The following is an 18530-nucleotide window of genomic DNA, read 5'->3' as shown; positions in this document are numbered from 1 at the left end:
AGCAGTGGCTCGCCGTCATCGAGGAGCGGGCCGCCGAAGGCGACCTGCTGTCCGCCACCCGGCTCGCGGAGGCCGACCGTTGGCTGGGGGAGCGTGCCCACGACATCCCCGAGCAGGTCGCCACCCTCATCGAGGGCAGCCGCCAAGAGATCATGATGCAGCAGCACACCGAGCAACTCCTCAGCGCCTCACAGGAGTTGACCGAGCAGCTGCGGCAGCGCTCGGCCGAACTGGAGGAGCACCGGACGGCTCTGCAGGCCTCCAACGCCGAACTGGAGGAGAAGGCCGAGCTGCTGGCCCGGCAGAACCGGGACATCGAGGTCAAGAACTCCGTGATCGAAGAGGCCAGGCAGGTCCTGGAGGAGCGTGCCGAGCAGCTTGCGATCTCGATGCGGTACAAGTCCGAGTTCCTGGCCAACATGTCGCACGAGCTGCGGACGCCGCTCAACTCGCTCCTGATCCTGGCGAAGTTGCTCGTCGACAACAACGAAGGGAACCTCACCCCGAAGCAGGTCGACTTCGCCGCGACGATTCACGGCGCGGGATCGGACCTGCTGCAGCTGATCAACGACATCCTCGATCTGTCGAGGGTCGAGGCGGGCAAGATGGACGTCTCGCCGACGCGCATCTCGCTGGCTCAGTTCGTGGACTACGTAGAGGCCACCTTCCGCCCCTTGACCGAGGAGAAAGGGCTCGATTTCAGGATCGGTGTGTCTTCGGAGCTTCCGGCGATCCTGCACACGGACGAACAGCGACTGCTCCAGGTGCTGCGCAATCTGCTGTCCAACGCGGTGAAGTTCACCGACTCCGGAGCGGTCGATCTCGTGATCCGGTACGCGAACGCCGATGTGCCCGACGCCATCCGCGAGCAGCTCCTGGAGGCCGGATCGCTGCGGGACGGCGACGCGGATCTGATCGCCTTCTCGGTGACCGACACCGGCATCGGCATCCCGGCGGGCAAGATGCAGGTGATCTTCGAGCCGTTCAAACAGGGTGACGGCATGACCAGCCGCAAGTACGGAGGGACGGGCCTCGGGCTCTCCATCAGCCGGGAGATCGCGCAGCTGCTCGGCGGCGAGATCCACGTCCTGAGCGAACCAGGCGGCGGCTCCACCTTCACGCTGTACCTGCCACCGGGCACCGCGGAACCGCCGCCCCGGTACCCGGAGATCCCGCCCGAGCGACGTGCCGTACCCCCTGCGGCAGCCCGCCGCGAGGATCCGCCGGTCACGGCACGGCCACGTCTGACGACAGGAACGCCCACGGGGTCGGCGTGGGAGGAGTCGGCACCCGTCTTCCAGGGCGAGAAGGTGCTGCTCGTCGACGACGACATCCGCAACGTGTTCGCACTGACCAGCGTCCTGGAGCGGCAGGGCCTGTTCGTGCTGTACGCCGAGAACGGGCTCGAATGCCTCGAAGTCCTCGACCGGCACGGCGATGTGACGCTCGTGCTGATGGACATGATGATGCCGGAGATGGACGGCTACGCGACGACCACGGCGATCCGCAGGCTGCCGCACTTCACCGATCTGCCGATCATCGCGCTCACCGCGAAGGCCATGAAGGGCGACCGGGAGAGGGCCATCGAGTCCGGCGCCTCCGACTACGTACCGAAGCCGGTCGACATGGATCATCTGCTGCCGCTCATGAAGCGGTGGATCCAAGCGGGGGACGACGTCTGAACGCCGGGCGGGGCGCACGTCGCGTACCCGCCCGGCGACCAGGCACCATGCGGGGTGGGAGCCGCGATCGCGATCATCGCGGGTCCGCACGCCCCGAGCCGGAAGGACCGCCGTTCATGGCCACGCACAGACCGCCGTTCGACGAACTGGACCGCAAGATCATCGCGGCCCTCATCGCGAACGCGAGGACGAGTTTCGCCGAGATCGGCGCGGACATCGGCCTGTCGGCGACCGCCGTCAAACGCCGGGTGGACCGGCTGCGCGAGACGGATGTGATCACGGGCTTCACGACCACCGTCCGCCCCTCGGCACTGGGCTGGCGCACGGAGGCGTACATCGAGGTCTACTGCGACGGCGCCGCGCCGCCACGGCGCCTCGCGGAAGTGGTGCGCGACTACCCGGAGATCACGGCCGCCATGACCGTGACCGGCGGCGCCGACGCCCTGCTCCATGTCAGGGCCGTGGACGTGGAGCACTTCGAGGGCGTCCTGGAGCGCATCCGGGCCGAGCCCTTCATCCGCAAGACGGTCAGCTACATGGTGCTGTCCCACCTGCTGCCGGAGAGCCCGGAGGCCGCGGCCCGTGAGAGCGCACCCGACGACGCACCAAAGCTGCGCTGACCCACCCCAGCACGCAGGGATCATGTGCATACGCGCAGTTTCCCGATCTTGTCGAGTGCCGTCGCCGCTTCCTACCGTTGAGGGCATCCCCCGACGGTCCGCAGGAAGCGGAGGTACCCCTCTGTGCCCAACACCCGTGTGCCGCGTGCCCGGCGCTATCTCGTCTGCCCACCCCGGTACTTCGGAGTGGAGTACGCGATCAACCCCTGGATGCGGGAGGACACCGCGGTAGACCTCGCGCTCGCCGGCAGCCAGTGGCAGGCGCTGCTGCGGGCCTACCGCGAGCACGGCCACACCGTGGAGAGCGTCGAACCCGTCCCCGGGCTGCCCGACATGGTCTTCGCCGCCAACTGCGCGCTCGTACTCGAAGGCCGGGTCTTCGGCTCCCGGTTCCACGCCGAGCAGCGCCGGGCCGAGTCCACGGCCTACGAGGCCTGGTTCAAGGAGGCCGGATTCACCGTCCACCGGCCCCAGTCGGTGTGCGAGGGCGAGGGCGATCTCGTCCCCGTGGGCGGTCACATCCTCGCCGGGTGGGGCTTTCGCACCACACGGCAGGCCCATGACGAGGTGCAGGAGCACTTCGGCGTCCCGACGATCGGGCTGCGCCTGGTGGATCCGCGGTTCTACCACCTGGACACCGCGCTGTTCGCCCTCGACGACGACAACGTCGCCTACTACCCGCAGGCGTTCTCGCCCGGCAGCCGCGAAGTGCTGCGCCGCCTCTTCCCGCGGGCCGTGCTCGCGAGTCAGCAGGACGCGCTGGTCTTCGGCCTCAACTCCGTCTCCGACGGTCTGCACGTCTTCGTCGACGAGCGGGCGTCGGGCCTGATCGACCGGCTCGCCGACCACGGCTACGTCCCCGTCCCTGTCGCCCTGTCCGAGCTGAACAAGGCCGGCGGCGGCATCAAGTGCTGCACCCAGGAGATCCGCGCATGAACACCACCACGACCGTGCACCTCCCCGCCGCGCCCCGGTCGTCCACCGATCTGATCCGGGCCGAGGCACCCGTACTCGCGCGGAACTACCACCCCCTGCCGGTGGTCGTCGCCGAGGCCGAGGGCACCTGGGTCAAGGACGTCGAAGGCCGCCGCTACCTCGACATGCTGGCGGGCTACTCGGCCCTCAACTTCGGCCACCGCCACCCCGCCCTGATCGAGGCCGCGCACCGCCAGCTCGACCAGCTCACCCTCACCTCCCGCGCCTTCCACCACGACCGCCTGGCCGGCTTCGCCGAGTCCCTGGCCGAGCTCACCGGCCTCGACATGGTGCTGCCGATGAACACCGGGGCCGAGGCCGTCGAGAGCGCCGTCAAGGTGGCCCGGAAATGGGCGTACGACGTCAAGGGCGTCCAGCAGGACCGGGCGACCATTGTGGTGGCCGCCGACAACTTCCACGGCCGGACCACGACGATCGTCAGCTTCTCCACGGACGAGACGGCACGCGCGGGCTTCGGGCCCTTCACACCAGGGTTCCGGGTCGTGCCCTACAACGACCTCGCCGCGATGGAGGCCGCGGTGGACGAGACGACGGCCGCCGTGCTCATCGAACCCGTCCAGGGCGAAGCGGGCGTCGTCATCCCCGACGACGGCTACCTCACCGGCGTACGCGAACTGACCCGGCGCACCGGGTGCCTGTTCATCGCCGACGAGATCCAGTCCGGGCTCGGACGCACCGGCCGTACGCTCGCGGTCGACCACGAGTCCGTGGTTCCCGACGTCCTCCTGCTCGGCAAGGCACTCGGCGGCGGCATCGTCCCGCTGTCCGCGGTCGTCGCCCGCCGGGACGTGCTCCAGGTCCTGCGCCCCGGAGAACACGGCTCCACCTTCGGCGGCAACCCCCTCGCGGCCGCCGTGGGCACGGCCGTCATCGAGTTGCTCGCCACCGGCGAGTACCAGGACCGCGCGGCGCGCCTCGGCGAGACGCTCGCCGCCGGACTCGCCGGGCTGACCGGAAAGGGCATCACCGGCTACCGCTGCCGGGGGCTGTGGGCGGGCGTCGACATCGACCCGGCGCTCGGCACCGGGCGCGAGATCAGCGAACGGCTCCTTCGTGAGGGAATCCTCGTGAAGGACACCCACGGCTCCACGATCCGGCTTGCCCCGCCCCTGACGATCACCGAGAACGAGCTGCGGACCGCGCTCCACGCCCTGGAAGGAGTCCTCCGCTAGCCGCCGGACCCGTCGCCCTCAGCCGCTGTACCGAATCCGCAGTCGGCCGGGCTCCGCCGGATCCCGGTCGACGACCTGGATCGGCGGCTCGGCCCACTGCCACACGCTGATGCCCGGCGTGCGGGTGAAACTGATCCGCCCGCGGGTGCCCTCGGCTTCGACGCTCGGCCAGGCCGCGGCGACGCGTGCCCGGTCCGTGCCCTGAGCACGCAGGGACTCGGCGAGGACGGTGGCCGCGTCATAGCCCTCGAAGGCGACGAAGGAGGGCGCTCGGCCCAGCCGTTCGCGCAGCGTCTTCTCCACGCGCGTACCGAGTGCCGTGAAGTGCTCGGGCAGGTAGCGCAGGAACGGGACCCCGGCGCCGTCCTCGCCCAGTGCCGCCGTCCATGCGGCGAACTCCGGCTGCCCGGCCGGTGCGCCGATCAGGATCTCGGCGAGGCGCGGGTCGGCGCGGACGGACCTGACGATCGGCACCGCCGGGTCCGGGTGGCCGACCAGAAGGAGCAGGGCCGTGGCGCCGCTCTCGACGAGCGCGTCGCACACGGCCTCGGGGGCCAGCGCGGTCATGTCGAGTTCGGTGACGGTGCCGCCGTGTGCGGCGAAGTGGTCCCGCAGGATGCCGGTGCCGGCCGCCCAGTAGACCGTCGGCTGGGCGGCCACGGCGATATGACGGTGGCCCGCGTCGCGGAGGAAGTCGCCGTAGAGCCGCCAGCCGCGGGACTGCGGCGGGGAGAGCCGGGCGACCCACTCCGTCGGCTGTTCGGTGAGCGCGTCGAGCACCGCCGAAGAGCAGAGGAACGGTACGCCGAGGGCGTCGGCCCTGGTGGCGGCGGTGCGAGCGACGACGCTGTGATACTCCCCGACCAACGCGGCCACGCCCAGGCCCGCCAGTTCGTCCACGGCCGCCGACGCCTTCTGCGGATCGGCCGCGGTGTCCCGCACCACGAGCTCCAGCGGCCTTCCGCCGATGCCGCCCGCCTCATTGATGTCGCCGACGGCCAACTCGAGCCCCGCGACGAGGTGTTGGCCCGCCTCGGTCCAGCCGGGGCGGGTCAGCGGGGCCAGGGCGCCTATCAGGACGGGCGATCCGTCGGTCCGCTCCGACTCAGGGCGCGATGGTGGCGGCGTATGCATGGCGGGCTTCTCCTCGTTCCGTACGGCGACTCACTCGGGTGATCATGCCTGATCGGTACGGGACCGCCCCGGCCGCGGGGACCGCCCACCGCTGAGCGGCGGTGCTACGGCGTCATCACGCGCACCCGCGCCACGGTCGCCGCCCGGAGGTCGAGCAGCGCCCCGTCGCCGCCCGGGAGGATCGTGTCGAAGCGGTCCAGGCGCCGGCCGTCGAGCGAGACGGTTCCGTCGAGGACCACCAGGGCGGTGGCGGTCGTCTCGGCCACGGGGAGCCGGGTGTCGCCGTGGATCAGGTCGAGGCCGCCGCGGATGCCGTGCCGTGTCATGAGGTTGAGGGCGCGCGCCCGGCCTTCGACCGCCGTCGTCGCCACCTCCGAGTCCCCTGCGAACGACACCACTTGGGTGTAGCGCACGTCGTGCGGGACTCCGTCCACGGTCAGCCGCAAGGTCACCGGGGCCGCCGACATCAGATGGCGGTCCATCCCCGGCAGCGACGAGAAAGGACCGGTCTCCTCGATGTCCGCGAGGCTGAGCCGCCAAGTGACCGGCACGGACGCGCCCCCGCCGGGCTCGCGGTGGATCTCACGGGTCCAGCCCCGCCCGTTGGCCCACTTCTGCGGTTCCAGAGAGGCCATCGGGATCACGCGGGTCGCGTCCTCGGGACGGGCGTGCGGCTGCGGTTCGGTCGGCTTCGGTGTGAGCATGACGAGATCATCTCGCACCACGGTCCTCTCCCGCCTCAGTCGTCCCAGTCGTAGTCGTAGCCATAGCCGTCGTCGTCACGGTTCACCGTGCCGCTCGTGACATGGCCCGCGAGACCCAGCAACAGGAAGACCACGACGAGGACCTTGGCCGGCGTGCCCAGGAGCAGTGGACGGGTGCCCGAGCGGGGCGCTTCCTGCGGGGTCGGCTGGTCGCCGAACAGACGCTTGGGATAGGCGGGCGTCAGCATCGTGGCGTACGCCGTGAAACGCATCCCGAAGCGGGCGACGGCGGCCGTGGCCGCGAAGACGGGCTCCGGCAGCCGCCCCAGCACGATGCCGATCAGCCAGAAGACCCAGCTCAGGGCGAACCACCCGGCCAGCGCCAGGTTGCTGACGATCGCCGCCGGGATCAGCAGGATCAGCCGGAAGAGCACCGCGAGCCGGTTCAGCGGCGTCGGCCGCAGCTCGATCCGCACGGGGTGGTCGGGGGCCGAGAACGAGAACGGCGGATAGCGGTCGACCAGCAGCATCGAACTCGCGGCGACCCGCGTCCGATAGGCGAGGACCGCGCCGAGGAACGAGAAGACCGCGTCCGGCAGCCGTCCCAGGAACAGCGCGGCGAACCATCCGAAGACCGTCACGAAGAACGCCGCGACGGAGAGCAGCGCCACCACCACGAACTGCGGCAGAAGCAGCAGCCAGCGCAGCAGCACCGTCCAGCGCCGCTGCCGCGCGGGAGCGGGCACGTCCAGGACCGGCAGCCACTCACCGCCTCCGGGGTCGCTGTCGGCCCGAGGAGCCCAGCCTGTCGCCATGAACACTCCCAGCAGCCGGTTCCGCCTGACAGCTCCATGCTGCGGCGGCGCGGTGCTCCGCGCTCCCCGCGCAGGGCCGAACGAGGCGCCCGCCCCTCCCCACCGAAGCCCGGATCACCGCGAATCCGCAGGTGACCGGCAGTGTCCGGTCGCGACCGGGACCGTCGTCCGGTGGCCGGGACCCTCTGTGAGCATCGGGCCACCAACAGTGGAGTGACTCGGGAGATCGGCATGCGCAAGTGGCAGGAATGGACGGCGGCCGTGCGGCTGCTGTGGCGAGCGGGACCCCGGCACACGGCGGCACTCGCCCTGACCGTACTCTGCGGGGCGCTCACCGGCCCGCTCATCGTGGTCGCGACCGGGCGGCTCGTGGGCGCGCTGCCCGGAGCCGTCACGGCGGGCGCGGGCTCGGCCGCGGCCCGGCACGCACTGGGCCTCCTCGTGGTCTTCGGCGTCCTCACTTTCGTACGCACCGGACTGCGCAGCCTGGAGAGCGGGCTCGCCGCGGAGCTGCGGCTGCGGGCCGACAGCGTGGTGGAGGACAGGGCCGTCGCGGCGGGCATCGGCCCGGACGGCATCGGACATCTCGAGGAGCCGGGATACGCCGACACCCTCCGCCTGGCCACCGAGCCCGGCACCCGCCCCGACCAACTCGCCCTGCTGCTCCCCGAGATCGTCCGCCCCAGGATCGAGGGGATCGGCCTGCTCGTACTCCTCGCGCCCCTCGCGTGGTGGGCGCCACCGCTGCTCGCCGTCGCCGCCGTGCTGACCTACCGCTCCTATCTGCGCCTGGCCCGTCAGGTGCACGGCAGCATGGAGTCCGTGAGCGCGGTGATCCGCAGGGCCGGCTATCTGCGGTCCCTCGCGGTGGACCCCGAACCGGCCAAGGAGATACGTGTCTTCGGGCTCGGTCACTGGCTCGCCGGGCGGATGACGGACGTCTGGCAGTCGGGCATGGCCGAGGTGTGGGCCACCCGCAGCAGCGCCGCGCGGCGGGCCCTCGGCGCCGTGGGGTTCGTGGTGCTCGCCGAGGCCGTGGTCCTCGGGTACGCGGCCTTCGCCGCCGCCCGCGGCGACCTGGACCTCGCCCAGCTCGTGATCTGCGTCCAGGCGGCGCTCGCGCTGCCCGCGCTCGGCTGGATCGGCGACGACGACCTCGTGCTGCGGGACGCGCTGCTCGGGCTGCGGTCGCTCGCCGCACTGGAGCGCCGGGGGAGTGCCGACGGCGCGGGGTGGAGCGGACCGGCTCCGGCCGTCCGGCGCGGGATCGCCTTCGAGTCCGTGGACTTCACCTATCCCGGTACGGACAAGCCGGTGCTGCGCGGGCTCGACCTGGACATCCCGGCCGGGGGCTCCGTCGCGATCGTCGGGGCGAACGGCTCCGGCAAGACGACGCTGATCAAACTGCTCGCCCGGCTGTACGAGCCGGATGCCGGCCGCATCACGGCGGACGGCGCGGACGTGCGGGAATGCGACGCGGGGGAGTGGCGCCGAGGGGTCTCCGTCGTCTTCCAGGACTTCGTGAAGTACCCGCTGACGCTCCGCGACAACGTCGCGATCGGCGCACCGGACACCGAAGGCGACCCGCGTGACCTGGAGCGCGCCCTTGAGCTGGCCGACGGCGCCGAACTGCCCCGCAGGCTCGGCGCGGGCTGGGACACCGTCCTCTCCCGGCAGTTCGCGGGCGGCGCCGATCTCTCCGCCGGACAGTGGCAGCGGGTCGCGCTCGCCCGCGCCCTGCTCGCCGCACGGTCGGGTGCCGTGCTCGTCCTCGACGAACCCACCGCCCATCTCGACGCACGGTCGGAGGCCGCCTTCTTCGACCGGTTCCTGACGGAGAGCGCGGTGCGCGGCGCCGTCACCACGATCCTCGTCTCGCACCGCTTCTCGGGTGTACGCAAGGCCGGACTCATCCACGTCATGGACGGCGGACGGATCGTGGAGAGCGGCACGCACGACACACTGATGGCGCTGGACGGGCGGTACGCCCGGATGTACCGGCTGCAGGCCGAGCGATTCACCGACGGCGACGGCGGCCACGGGAGCGCGGACACCGGGGCCGAACAACTCGTTCCCAACGGCGCGCCCCGCGAGTCGCCGCCGGAGGCACGCCGGCTGCCGGACGACGCCGACGCCCCCGAGGTGCCCGAACGCACTTGGCGCGGCGTGCTCGACGCGCTGCGCACCCTGGTCGTCGGATCCTTCCGGGAGTCGTGGAAGCTCGCCGTGCTCGGACTTCTCCTCGTGCCCGCGGCCGCCGGACTGGCGACGCTCCAGGCGCTGTGGCTGAGGTCCATGGCCGAGGGCACCCAACAGGGCGTCCTCACACCCGTGTTGACGTCGGCGCTGCTCCTCGTCGTGAGCCTCGGCGTATGGGAGGCCGTCGAACTCGCGGCCGTCGGGGCCAGGATCGGGCTGAGCGAACGGGTGGGCTTCGCCTTCGACCGGCTGCTCGCCCGGCTCGCCGCGGGCATCCCCGGACTGCGCCACCAGGAGTCCCCCGCCTTCCAGGACCGGCTCCACCTGCTGCGCGACCGCACCCTGGCCATGGGCGCGCTGCTCAACTGGGTGCTCAACCTGCTCGAACAGCTCGGCGGCTTCCTGGTGACCGCCGTACTCCTCGCCACCGTCCACCCCGCCCTGCTCGTGCTGCCGCTCATCGGGGCACTCGCCCTGCGCCTGCAGATCTCCGCCCGCGGTGTCATCGCCCGCGCCCAGGACGCCACGGCCGCCGACTACCGGCTCGCCGCACGCCTGGCCGGCCTCGCCACCGCACCGGCGGCGGGCAAGGAGCTGCGCGTCTTCGGGGCCGGACCCGAACTGCACGCCAGGGTCGGCGAGTTACGCCATCGGGCGGACCGCGTGACGAGCCGCGCCCAGTGGCGGTTCGCGGGCATCGGCTGTGTGGCGGGGCTGCTCAACTCGCTCGGCCTGATCGGCGCGGTCGCCTTCGTCGTCCAGCTCGCGGTGACGGGACACACCGGCCTGGGCGCCGTCCTGCTCGCGGTCGTCCTGGCCGGACGGTTCACCGGACATGTCGCCGGGCTCGTCCAGACGACGGGGGTCGTGGTCGAACTCCTGCAGAACGCCGAGCGGTTCCGCTGGCTGCGGTCGTACGCCGAGCAGGAGAACCGCACAGCGGGTACGACGAAGAGGTCCCGTGCGATCACCGCTTTCGCCGAGGTGCCGTCGAGGCTTAGGCAGGGCATCGCCGTGGAGGGTCTCACCTTCCGCTATCCGGGCACCCCGGCCGCCACACTGCACGACGTCGAACTGTGGCTGCCCGCCGGGGGAGTCGTGGCCCTCGTCGGCGAGAACGGCTCCGGAAAGACCACCCTCGTCAAACTGCTGTGCCGGATGTACGAGCCGACGCTCGGCCGGATCACCGTCGACGGCGTCCGGCTCGACGCGCTTCCCCCGGAGCGGTGGCGTGGACGCATCGGCGCCGCCTTCGAGGACTTCGTACGCTATGAGTTCGCGCTCCGTGAGACGGTCGGCGTCGGGGACGTACGGCAGATCGCCGACCTCGGGGTCATCGCCGGCGCCCTCGACCGGGCCGGGGCCGCGGACCTGCCCCGCACGCTGACCGACGGTGTCGGCACCCAGCTCGGCAGCCGCTGGGCCGGTGGGGTCGACCTCTCGACGGGCCAGTGGCAGAAGCTGGCGCTCGCGCGGGCGCTGATGCGTCCGGTCCCCCTGCTGCGCATCCTGGACGAGCCCACCGCGTCCCTCGACGCGGAGACCGAGCACCTCATCTTCGAGCGGTACGCCGACGCCGCCCGCCGGCCCCACCCGGACGGCAGCCGCCAGAGCACGGTCACGCTGCTGGTCTCGCACCGCTTCTCGACCGTGCGCGGCGCCGACCTCATCGTCGTACTCGACCGCGGACGGGTCGTCGAGACGGGCAGTCACGAGGAACTCCTCGCCCTGCGCGGCCGCTACGCGCAGATGTACGGGCTTCAGGCGCGCGCCTATCGGTGACGGCACGCGGAAGGAGCGCCGGCCCGGGCCGGCGCTCCTCCGTCGATCAGGTGTCCCGGGACCTCCGGGACAAACCGCCGATTACGCGGCGGAGTTCAGCGGGACCACCCACGCCGGGTCACGGGGCTCCACCTTGTTGGCGTAGGCCACGAGCTGGGTGTAGGCGGACAGGTCGGCCATGGCGGACTGGATCCGCGGCATCGCCTGATCGGCCGACGGGTCGTCGATCCGCTCCAGCCAGTCGGCGATCAGCGTGGCCACGTCCATCGTGCGGTTGCGCATGTCGTGGCAGATGCCGAGCGGGCCGCCGGTGACGGCCTGGCGGACGAACGCCTCCCACAGCTCGGCCGCGTGCGGCACCTCGCCCAGGCTGATGCCCCTGCGGTACAGCCGGTCGTAGTCGAGCCTGCTGTACCAGGCGGCCGACTCCTTGGTGAGGGTGCCCGTCGCGAGGATCTCGGCGACCCGGTTCAGCATCCGGACGGCGCCGTCGAGCCGGTCCTTCGCGGCGGCGGCGTACACGGAGGCCCCGGCGAGACCGTCGCCGTGCTCGGCGAGCTCGAGCGCCCGGGACAGCTCACTGCTGGCCGCGGTCACCTCGACGCCCGCTGTCTGCGCGAGCTGCTTCTTGTCGCGCAGATCCTCCTCGCTGAGGGTGAGGAGCTTGTTGCAGACTGCACTCATGGTCCAGTCGTCCTTCCGGTTCAGGCGCCGGTGACGGCGCTCGGGGTCATTCCGAGGATGTTGATGACGGCCAGTGCCTGCCCGTAGATCCGGATGCGGTCGAACGCCGTCAGGAACTGCCAGGCCAGCCGCTGCCAGTCGGCCGGGCTCGCCTCGACCGACCGGGCCGCGAAGCGGTCGAGCTCCGCCGACAGCTCGGTCAGCGCGGTCACGAAGTGGCCGAACGCCGCCTCGTCGCCACCCTCTTCGTAGCGGCGCACGATGGTCTCGACGTCGTTCTGGTCCAGCTGGACCAGGTCCGACCCGCGGGCGGAGTCGAGCGTCTCGCGCACCGGGGCGGTACCGCCGCCCGCGGCCCGCAGCCGCTCGTCGTGGACCGGGTAGAAGCCCAGCTCCTGGGCGACGCGGTGCGAGGTGCGGTACTCCACCAGGGCCGCCCGGACGGCGACGGCCGCGCAGCGCACGCGCAGGGTGGCCTGGCGCACGTCGTTCAGCTCCAGGTCGGAGTGCATCAGGTGGAGCTCACTGCCCGCCCGCATGAAGTGGGCCGAGCCCGTTGCGATGGGGCCGTCCACGCTCTCGTACAGCGACTGGTCGGCCACGCTGTCGCTGGGCAGACTGGGCGCTTTGTTGCAGACCCTACTCATATGAGTCTCGTCTCCTTCGTTGTCCGATGCCGGTCGTGCGGTGTGCGACGCCCGGTGGCCCGCCTCCGGTCAAAAGCCGCACCAAACCAGCGGGCGGCATTCCACGAATGCGTAAGCGACAGCCGGTGCGGTGCCCGATCGCCGGAACGCGGGATCCGAGCGGTAGCTGGATGCTCGCAGCGAGTCCCGTGGGGCAGACCGCCGAATCGGGCACCGCCGGACAGGTCCGGATGGCCTCGGCCGGGCGACGGTCACCACCGTCGCCCGGTGCGGGCCGGTGCGGAGGATACGAACGTTGGCCGGGGGAACAGGGGCGGCGGGACACCCGACGGACGGGGGAACGGGGGATGCGGCAGCGGGCGTCGGCCCGATCGAATCCGTCGATACGGCACAGGAGTTGGCGGTGCTGCTGCGGCAGCTCCGCAGACGCGCCGCGCGCAGGGACGGCGGCGCGCAGCTGACCTACCGGCAGCTTTCGGCGCGCACGGGCTGGGCGCACGGGGTGATCGGCGACTACTTCTCGGGCAAGACCCTGCCGCCGACGGACCGCTTCGACACGCTGGTCCAGTTGCTCGGCGCCACCGGCCGCGAGCTGCGGCTCCTCGCCACGGCACGGGACCGGGTGGAGGAGGCGCGCCGCTCCCGGCTGGCCGCGGGCGGGCGCTCGGGTCAGGCGGGCAGGGACGAGGGCGGTCCCCTGCCCGTCCCACGCCAGCTGCCCGCCGACATCCCCGAACTACCCGGACGGGACGGCGAGTTGGAGGCCCTCGACCTGCTGCGACCGGCACCCCGCGGCAGCGGGCCCGCCGTGGTCGCGCTCGACGGGCCCGGCGGTGTCGGCAAGTCGGCGCTCGCCGTGCACGCGGCGCATCGGCTCGCCGCACGGTTTCCCGACGGGCAGCTCTACGCCGACCTGCGGGGCGACCGCCGCGACGAGCGCCCCGTGGCGCCCGCCGTCGTCCTGCGGCGGTTCCTCGGTGCGCTGGGTGCGCCGAAGCTCTGCTCGGGCAGCGAGGCGGACGCGGCGGCGGCCTTCCGCACGCTGCTCACCGAACGCCGGATGCTGATCGTCCTCGACAACGCCCTGGACGCGGCCCAGGTACGGCCGCTGCTGCCCGCGGCGCACGGCTGCGCGGTCCTGGTGACCAGCCTCGGTGTGCTCGCCAATCTGAACGGAGCCATGCATCTGCACCTCACGCCCCTCCGGCCCCCGGCGTCCGTCGCGGTGCTCAGTCTCTGGGCGGGACCGGAGCGGCTGACCGCCGAGCGCGGCGCCGCGGAGACGATCGCACGGCTCTGCGGTCACCTCCCGCTCGCCCTGCGGATCGCGGGCGCCCGTCTCGCGGCCCGTCCTCGCTGGCCGGTGCGGGAACTCGCCGACCGGCTCGCGGATCCGGCACGCCGCCTGGCGGAACTGTCCTTCGCGGACCTGGACATGCACGCGACCCTTGCCGCGGGCCACCGGGAGCTCCTGTCCCGCGGCGCCACGGGCCGGGCGGCGGCCGTGGCGCTTCCGCTGCTGGCCGCGGAGCGGGGCGAGCTGACGGTGGCGGAGGCGGCGGCGACCACCGGCGGGGCCCGCTCGGCGACCGAGGTCATCCTGGAGCAGCTGGTCGACGTACAGCTCCTGGAGTCCAGGGCGCCGGGCCGCTACCGGTTCCATCCGCTGACCCGGCTGTTCGCCCTGCACTCGGGGAACGGTGCCGGGCGGCCGGGCACCGCGTCAGGCGGTGGCCGTTGAGGTCGGCCCGGGGCGTGTGCGCCGCTCGGAGCGGTGCATCCACAGCCCCAGTCCGCCCGCGAGGAGCAGCAGTCCTGCGCCGACCACGAGGCTCGGCGCCGCCGCGATGACGTGGGTGCGGCTGGGGCGGACGAGGAACACGGTCAGGAGTCCGGCCGGCAGCGCGAGCGCCGCGACGCGGGTGACGATCCGGGTCCGGCGCGGGACGCGGGGATTCGGCGCGCCCTCCAAGTCGGCGCGGCCGTGGAAGTACCCGACGCAGGCCAGCCAGCCCGCCGTGAACGTGAGGACGAACACGAGGCCGTGCGGGGTCAGTTCGACGCGGTCCAGGTCCCGGGACAGGGCGCGCCAACCGAGCATCACCGTGCAGGTGAGGGCGGCGCTCGCGATGCCCCGGCGGAGCAGGGAGCGAGGGTGGGCGACCGTGCTCATCGGGCCACCGCCCCAAGGGAGTCGACCCGACCCGCGGCGACCGTCGCCGGTCCCCGGCGGCGCGCCGTCCACAGCACCGCCGCCCCGTACAGACAGACCAGCGGCGCGTCGACGGCCACCATCGTCCACGTCATGTCGGCCGCCGTCTCCTCCGAGGCGAGGGCACCGACGACGCCCGCCGCGAAGCCCATCGAGAGCAGGTTGTTGAGGACGTGCAGCGCGATGGCCGCCTCGAGTCCTCCGGTCCGCACGGTCAGCACGGCCGCGACCACACCGAACACCAGCAGGTCCACGAAGCCCCACGGCGTGCCCCAGCCGTGCGCCGCCGCGAACAGCAGGGCCTGCGGCACCACCGCGACCCACGGCGAGCGGCACCAGGCGCCGACCGCCTGAAGGAGCCAGCCCCGGAACACGTACTCCTCGGCGGCCGCCTGGAACGGGACGAGGGCGCACACGACCGCGAGCCCGGCGAGGAAGGGCAGCCATCCGGTCCATTGCAACGCATCGCCCGCCCCGCCCGCCCCGCCGTCCTCGTCGGGCAGGAGCAGCGAGATGCCGAGGGTCGCTCCCGCGACCGGCAGCGCGAGCGCCAGGCAGCGGCCGAGCCAGCGCCGACGCAGCCGCCCCGACACCGAGGAGACCGTGCCCGCCGGGCGCCGCCCCGCCCAGCGCACGGTCAGCAGCACGACCGGCGTGAGCAGGGCCAGGGAGAGCAGGGCGATCGCCGTGTCGCCGATGCCGCCGAACTCGCTGAATCCGTCGGCGTCTTGCGGGCGGTGCAGGGCGGATCCGGCGATGTCCGCCGCGGCGAGCACGGCAAGCGTGGCGGCGAGGGTGCCGCACAGGAGCAGGGCGGCTCCGGCAAGAGGGCGCCACCAGCGGTGGGTTCCCGAGACCAGGGCCAGTCGGTGGTACGGGAGCGGGGCCCGGTCCGGCTCGTGCGCCTGCCCGGGAGCCGGACCGGGCACGGGGTACGGCGGGTACGTCGTCGTCATGTGATCCAGCATTCCGGCCGCCCGCGGCCCCCACGTCGGCCGTCCGCACGAATCGGATCTCTATCCCGAGATAGAGAAGGCCGGCTTTCGGGAGGGAGAAAGCCGCATCCGTGCGGGAGTCAGGCGCTTGAGCGAGGCGGTAAGCCGTGTCCGTGCGGGAGTGATCCGCATCCGTATCATCGACGCCATCATGGAGCACATACGGAACTGGCTGCTGCCCGCCCTGGTGGCGGTCGTGCAGCTCGCCGTCTGGCCGGGGATCGGCCCGGTCGTCGACGGAGGAACGGGGAAGGCGGACGCCGGTTGGCAGCTCGCCGTCGCGTCCGTCCTGCTCGTCGTCGCCACCGCCGCACTCGGCGTCCGCAGGCGGCTGCCCGTCGTCTCCGCTCTCGCCGTCGAGGCGACCCTCGTCGTGGGGCTCCTGATGCCGGCGGACGCGACGATCGTGTACGAGGCGGGCGTCGGCATCGCGCTGTTCTCCGTCGCGGTGCGCTGTCCGGCACGGACGACCCTCCTCGTAGCGGCGGTGCTGTGCTGCTCGTCGGTGGCCAGATCCCTGCAAGAGGGGTCCGCGATGGACGTCGTGGGAGGAGCCATTTCGACCCTCGCCCTGTTCGCCGTCATCAGCGGGTCAGGCCGCGAACGCCGCCGCTGGCACGCCGGTCGCAGGGACGCCGCGCGGGAACTGGCACGGGCCGAGGCCGGACGGTCCGCGGCCGCCGGAACCGAACGCCACCGCCTCGCCCGTGAACTGCACGACGTCAGCGCCCACCACCTCACCTCCGTCGTCGTCACCGCCGACACCGCGCGCCGCCTCGGCGACCGCAAGCCCGAACTGACCGCCGACGCCCTGCGGTTCGCCGCCGACAGCGGACGCGAGACGGTGGACGCGCTGCACCGACTGGTCGCCGTGATGGAGACCTCCGCCGCCGACGAGGGCAGCGCGCTGGAGGACCGGGTCACCGAACTCACGGCGGGATTCGCGCGGTTGGGGCAGCCCGTGGACGTACGGATCGACGAGGAGTTCACCGGGCTGCGCGGAGCGGCGGCCGAAGCGCTCTTCGGCATCGTTCGTGAGGCGCTCACCAACGCCCTGCGGTACGCGCCCGGAGCGGACGTACGGGTCGTGGTGCACGCCCGTGACGCGGCCACGCTGGAGCTGCTGGTCGAGGACGACGGAACCCCCGCTGCCGCCGCGGAGCCCGGCGCCGGCACCCGGCAGCGGCTCGGCGGCGGACGCGGCACCACCGGAATGCGCGAGCGCGCCACGGCCCTCGGCGGCACCCTGACGGCGGGCCCCCGGACGGACGGCGCCGGCTGGGCGGTCCGGGCCCAACTGCCGCGCTTTGGCCCAGCGGCCACGGCGGCGCGCCGCAGGCACGTCCTGAACCGAGGCATGTCGGTGGACGCGGCGGCGGTCTTCGCCGTCGCCGTCACGCCCTTCCTCGTGGTCCTCGTCGAACAGCCCGGCACCGCTCTCGCCTACGCGCCCACCGCCGCACACGCCCTGCCCCTGCTCTGGCGGCGCCGCTCACCCTGGGCCGTCCTGTGGGCGGTGCTCGCGCTGTCGTGGGCGGCACCCGTGGCGCTCGCCTTCGGGGCGTTCACCGGCCTCCTGGCGGGAGCCCTCGCGGTGGGCAGCGCTGCCGCGGTGTGCGTCGCGCTCTACACGGTGGCCGCTTACGCGGGCCGGGCGGGACGGACGCTGCCCGCGCTGCTCCTGACGGCGGGCGTGACCGGGCTGACGTGCACCGCGCTGGGCCTGCTGAGCGAACAGTCGGCGCCCGAGGAGCCGCACGGGTTCGTGAGCTTCCTGGCCGTGCTTCTGACCCTGGTCCTCGGGGTGCCGCTGGCCGCCGTGTGGGGCTGGGGCGCGCTGGTCCACCGGCGGCGCGCACGCGTCCGGAGCCGGGAGGGCAGCGCGCTCGCCGAGGCCGTGCAGGCGGCGGTCGTCGAGGCGTACCAGGAGCGGCAGCGCATCGCCACGGAGCTGCGCTCGACGGTCCTCGGGCCGGCGCGGGACGTGGTGACGGCCGCGGGCCGGGGCGACCTGGAGGCGGTGGCCGAGCGGGCGAGGGCCGGTCTCGCCGCGATGCGCGAACTGCTCGCCGCGCTGCGCGAGGTGACGGGCGAGGACGCGGAGAACGGCAACAGCGATATCCGGAACAGCAGCACCAGCAGCAATAGGAACAGCAGCACCAGCAGCACCAGCAGCACCAGGAACAGCAGGAAGAGCAACGAGGTGATCCCATCTCTGTCCGAGTGATGGTCGTCGACGACCAGGCCGTGGTCCGCACCGGATTCGTCGCCATCGTCGACGCCGAACCCGATCTCACCGTCGTCGGCGAGGCCGCGGACGGCGCGCATGCCGTGGAGCTGGCACGGCAGGTCGCCCCCGATGTCGTACTCATGGACATCCGCATGCCCGGCATGGATGGGCTGACCGCGACCCGGCTGCTCACCGCCGATGACCCGGCGCCGCGCGTCCTCGTCCTGACCACCTTCGACCAGGACGCGTACGTCCATGACGCGCTGCGCGCGGGCGCCTCCGGGTTCCTGCTCAAGGACGCGCAGCCCGAGGAACTGCTCAACGGCATCCGGATCGTGGCGTCAGGGGAGGGCATGCTCGCGCCGACCGTGACGCGCCGGCTGATCGACGCCTTCGCGAGCGCCACGCCGCCTGCGGGGCCGGGCCCCGAGGCCGCCGTCCTGGAGTCGCTCACCGCACGCGAACGCGAGGTCCTCTCGCTCGTCGCCGCCGGACTCGCCAACGCGGAGATCGCCGATTCCCTGGGCGTGACGACGGGCACGGTGAAGTCCCATGTCAACGCGCTGCTCGGCAAGTTGGGGCTGCGCGACCGGGTGCAGGCGACGATCTTCGCGTACGACACCGGGCTCGCCCGGCCGCGCGGCGCTCGCTGAGACCT

The 18530-nt window shown here is 72.6% G+C and carries 14 protein-coding genes and 1 pseudogene; 8 read left to right on the top strand and 7 right to left on the bottom strand.

Annotated elements, in window-relative coordinates; genetic code table 11:
* Nucleotides 1–35: 35 nt before the first annotated feature.
* The 4 genes and pseudogenes from ACIBKX_RS24240 to rocD all read left to right on the top strand — a co-directional run.
* Nucleotides 36–1682, top strand: a pseudogene (locus tag ACIBKX_RS24240) (hybrid sensor histidine kinase/response regulator); the annotation flags it as partial.
* A 116-nt stretch (nucleotides 1683–1798) separates the two neighbouring features.
* Nucleotides 1799–2302, top strand: coding sequence for an Lrp/AsnC family transcriptional regulator (locus ACIBKX_RS24235; protein WP_363276041.1), 504 nt, complete (start codon nucleotides 1799–1801; stop codon nucleotides 2300–2302).
* A gap of 123 nt (nucleotides 2303–2425) precedes the next feature.
* Nucleotides 2426–3238, top strand: a complete 813-nt coding sequence (gene ddaH, locus ACIBKX_RS24230) for a dimethylargininase (protein WP_363276040.1) — start codon at nucleotides 2426–2428, stop codon at nucleotides 3236–3238.
* Entirely contained in the window at nucleotides 3235–4470 is a 1236-nt protein-coding gene (gene rocD / locus ACIBKX_RS24225) for an ornithine--oxo-acid transaminase (protein WP_363276039.1), read from the top strand. The genes ddaH and rocD overlap by 4 nt, the downstream gene beginning before the upstream one ends.
* Before the next feature lie 18 nt (nucleotides 4471–4488).
* Here rocD and ACIBKX_RS24220 read toward each other — a convergent pair whose 3' ends face one another.
* From ACIBKX_RS24220 to ACIBKX_RS24210, 3 genes are all read right to left on the bottom strand, one after another.
* A complete protein-coding gene (locus tag ACIBKX_RS24220; RefSeq protein WP_363276038.1) occupies nucleotides 4489–5604 on the bottom strand; it encodes an ABC transporter substrate-binding protein in 1116 nt (371 codons plus the stop codon).
* Between the two features lie 104 nt (nucleotides 5605–5708).
* Nucleotides 5709–6308, bottom strand: coding sequence for a HutD family protein (locus ACIBKX_RS24215; RefSeq protein WP_363276037.1), 600 nt, complete (start codon nucleotides 6306–6308; stop codon nucleotides 5709–5711).
* 35 nt (nucleotides 6309–6343) lie between these two features.
* A complete protein-coding gene (locus ACIBKX_RS24210; RefSeq protein ID WP_363276036.1) occupies nucleotides 6344–7123 on the bottom strand; it encodes a DUF4389 domain-containing protein in 780 nt (259 codons plus the stop codon).
* A gap of 231 nt (nucleotides 7124–7354) precedes the next feature.
* On the opposite strand from ACIBKX_RS24210, the gene ACIBKX_RS24205 reads away from it, so the two are divergent.
* Nucleotides 7355–11104 carry an ABC transporter ATP-binding protein gene (locus ACIBKX_RS24205; protein WP_363276035.1) on the top strand — a complete coding sequence of 1250 codons (3750 nt, stop codon included), beginning with the start codon at nucleotides 7355–7357 and terminating at the stop codon, nucleotides 11102–11104.
* Nucleotides 11105–11185: 81 nt separating this feature from the next.
* Here the strand turns inward: ACIBKX_RS24205 and ACIBKX_RS24200 are convergent, their stop codons facing one another.
* Complete coding sequence (locus ACIBKX_RS24200) at nucleotides 11186–11788, bottom strand: hypothetical protein (RefSeq protein WP_363276034.1); 603 nt, start codon at nucleotides 11786–11788, stop codon at nucleotides 11186–11188.
* 20 nt (nucleotides 11789–11808) lie between these two features.
* A complete protein-coding gene (locus ACIBKX_RS24195) occupies nucleotides 11809–12435 on the bottom strand; it encodes a hypothetical protein (RefSeq protein WP_363276033.1) in 627 nt (208 codons plus the stop codon).
* A 295-nt stretch (nucleotides 12436–12730) separates the two neighbouring features.
* Between ACIBKX_RS24195 and ACIBKX_RS24190 the strand changes: the two genes are divergently transcribed.
* Nucleotides 12731–14176 (top strand): NB-ARC domain-containing protein, encoded by a 1446-nt coding sequence (locus ACIBKX_RS24190; protein ID WP_363276032.1) that lies wholly within the window; start codon nucleotides 12731–12733, stop codon nucleotides 14174–14176.
* Here the strand turns inward: ACIBKX_RS24190 and ACIBKX_RS24185 are convergent.
* Nucleotides 14159–14608, bottom strand: coding sequence for a hypothetical protein (locus ACIBKX_RS24185; protein WP_363276031.1), 450 nt, complete (start codon nucleotides 14606–14608; stop codon nucleotides 14159–14161). The genes ACIBKX_RS24190 and ACIBKX_RS24185 overlap by 18 nt on opposite strands.
* Nucleotides 14605–15603, bottom strand: a complete 999-nt coding sequence (locus tag ACIBKX_RS24180; protein WP_363276030.1) for a CPBP family intramembrane glutamic endopeptidase — start codon at nucleotides 15601–15603, stop codon at nucleotides 14605–14607. The genes ACIBKX_RS24185 and ACIBKX_RS24180 overlap by 4 nt, the downstream gene beginning before the upstream one ends.
* Before the next feature lie 160 nt (nucleotides 15604–15763).
* On the opposite strand from ACIBKX_RS24180, the gene ACIBKX_RS24175 reads away from it, so the two are divergent.
* Nucleotides 15764–17869, top strand: coding sequence for a histidine kinase (locus tag ACIBKX_RS24175; protein WP_363276029.1), 2106 nt, complete (start codon nucleotides 15764–15766; stop codon nucleotides 17867–17869).
* A complete protein-coding gene (locus ACIBKX_RS24170; protein WP_363276094.1) occupies nucleotides 17854–18525 on the top strand; it encodes a response regulator transcription factor in 672 nt (223 codons plus the stop codon). The genes ACIBKX_RS24175 and ACIBKX_RS24170 overlap by 16 nt, the downstream gene beginning before the upstream one ends.
* The last annotated feature ends 5 nt before the right edge of the window (nucleotides 18526–18530 follow it).

The organism is Streptomyces sp. NPDC050658 (assembly GCF_044457025.1).
In the GTDB taxonomy this organism is placed as follows: domain Bacteria; phylum Actinomycetota; class Actinomycetes; order Streptomycetales; family Streptomycetaceae; genus Streptomyces.
This window is presented reverse-complemented; position numbering and strand designations above follow the sequence as displayed.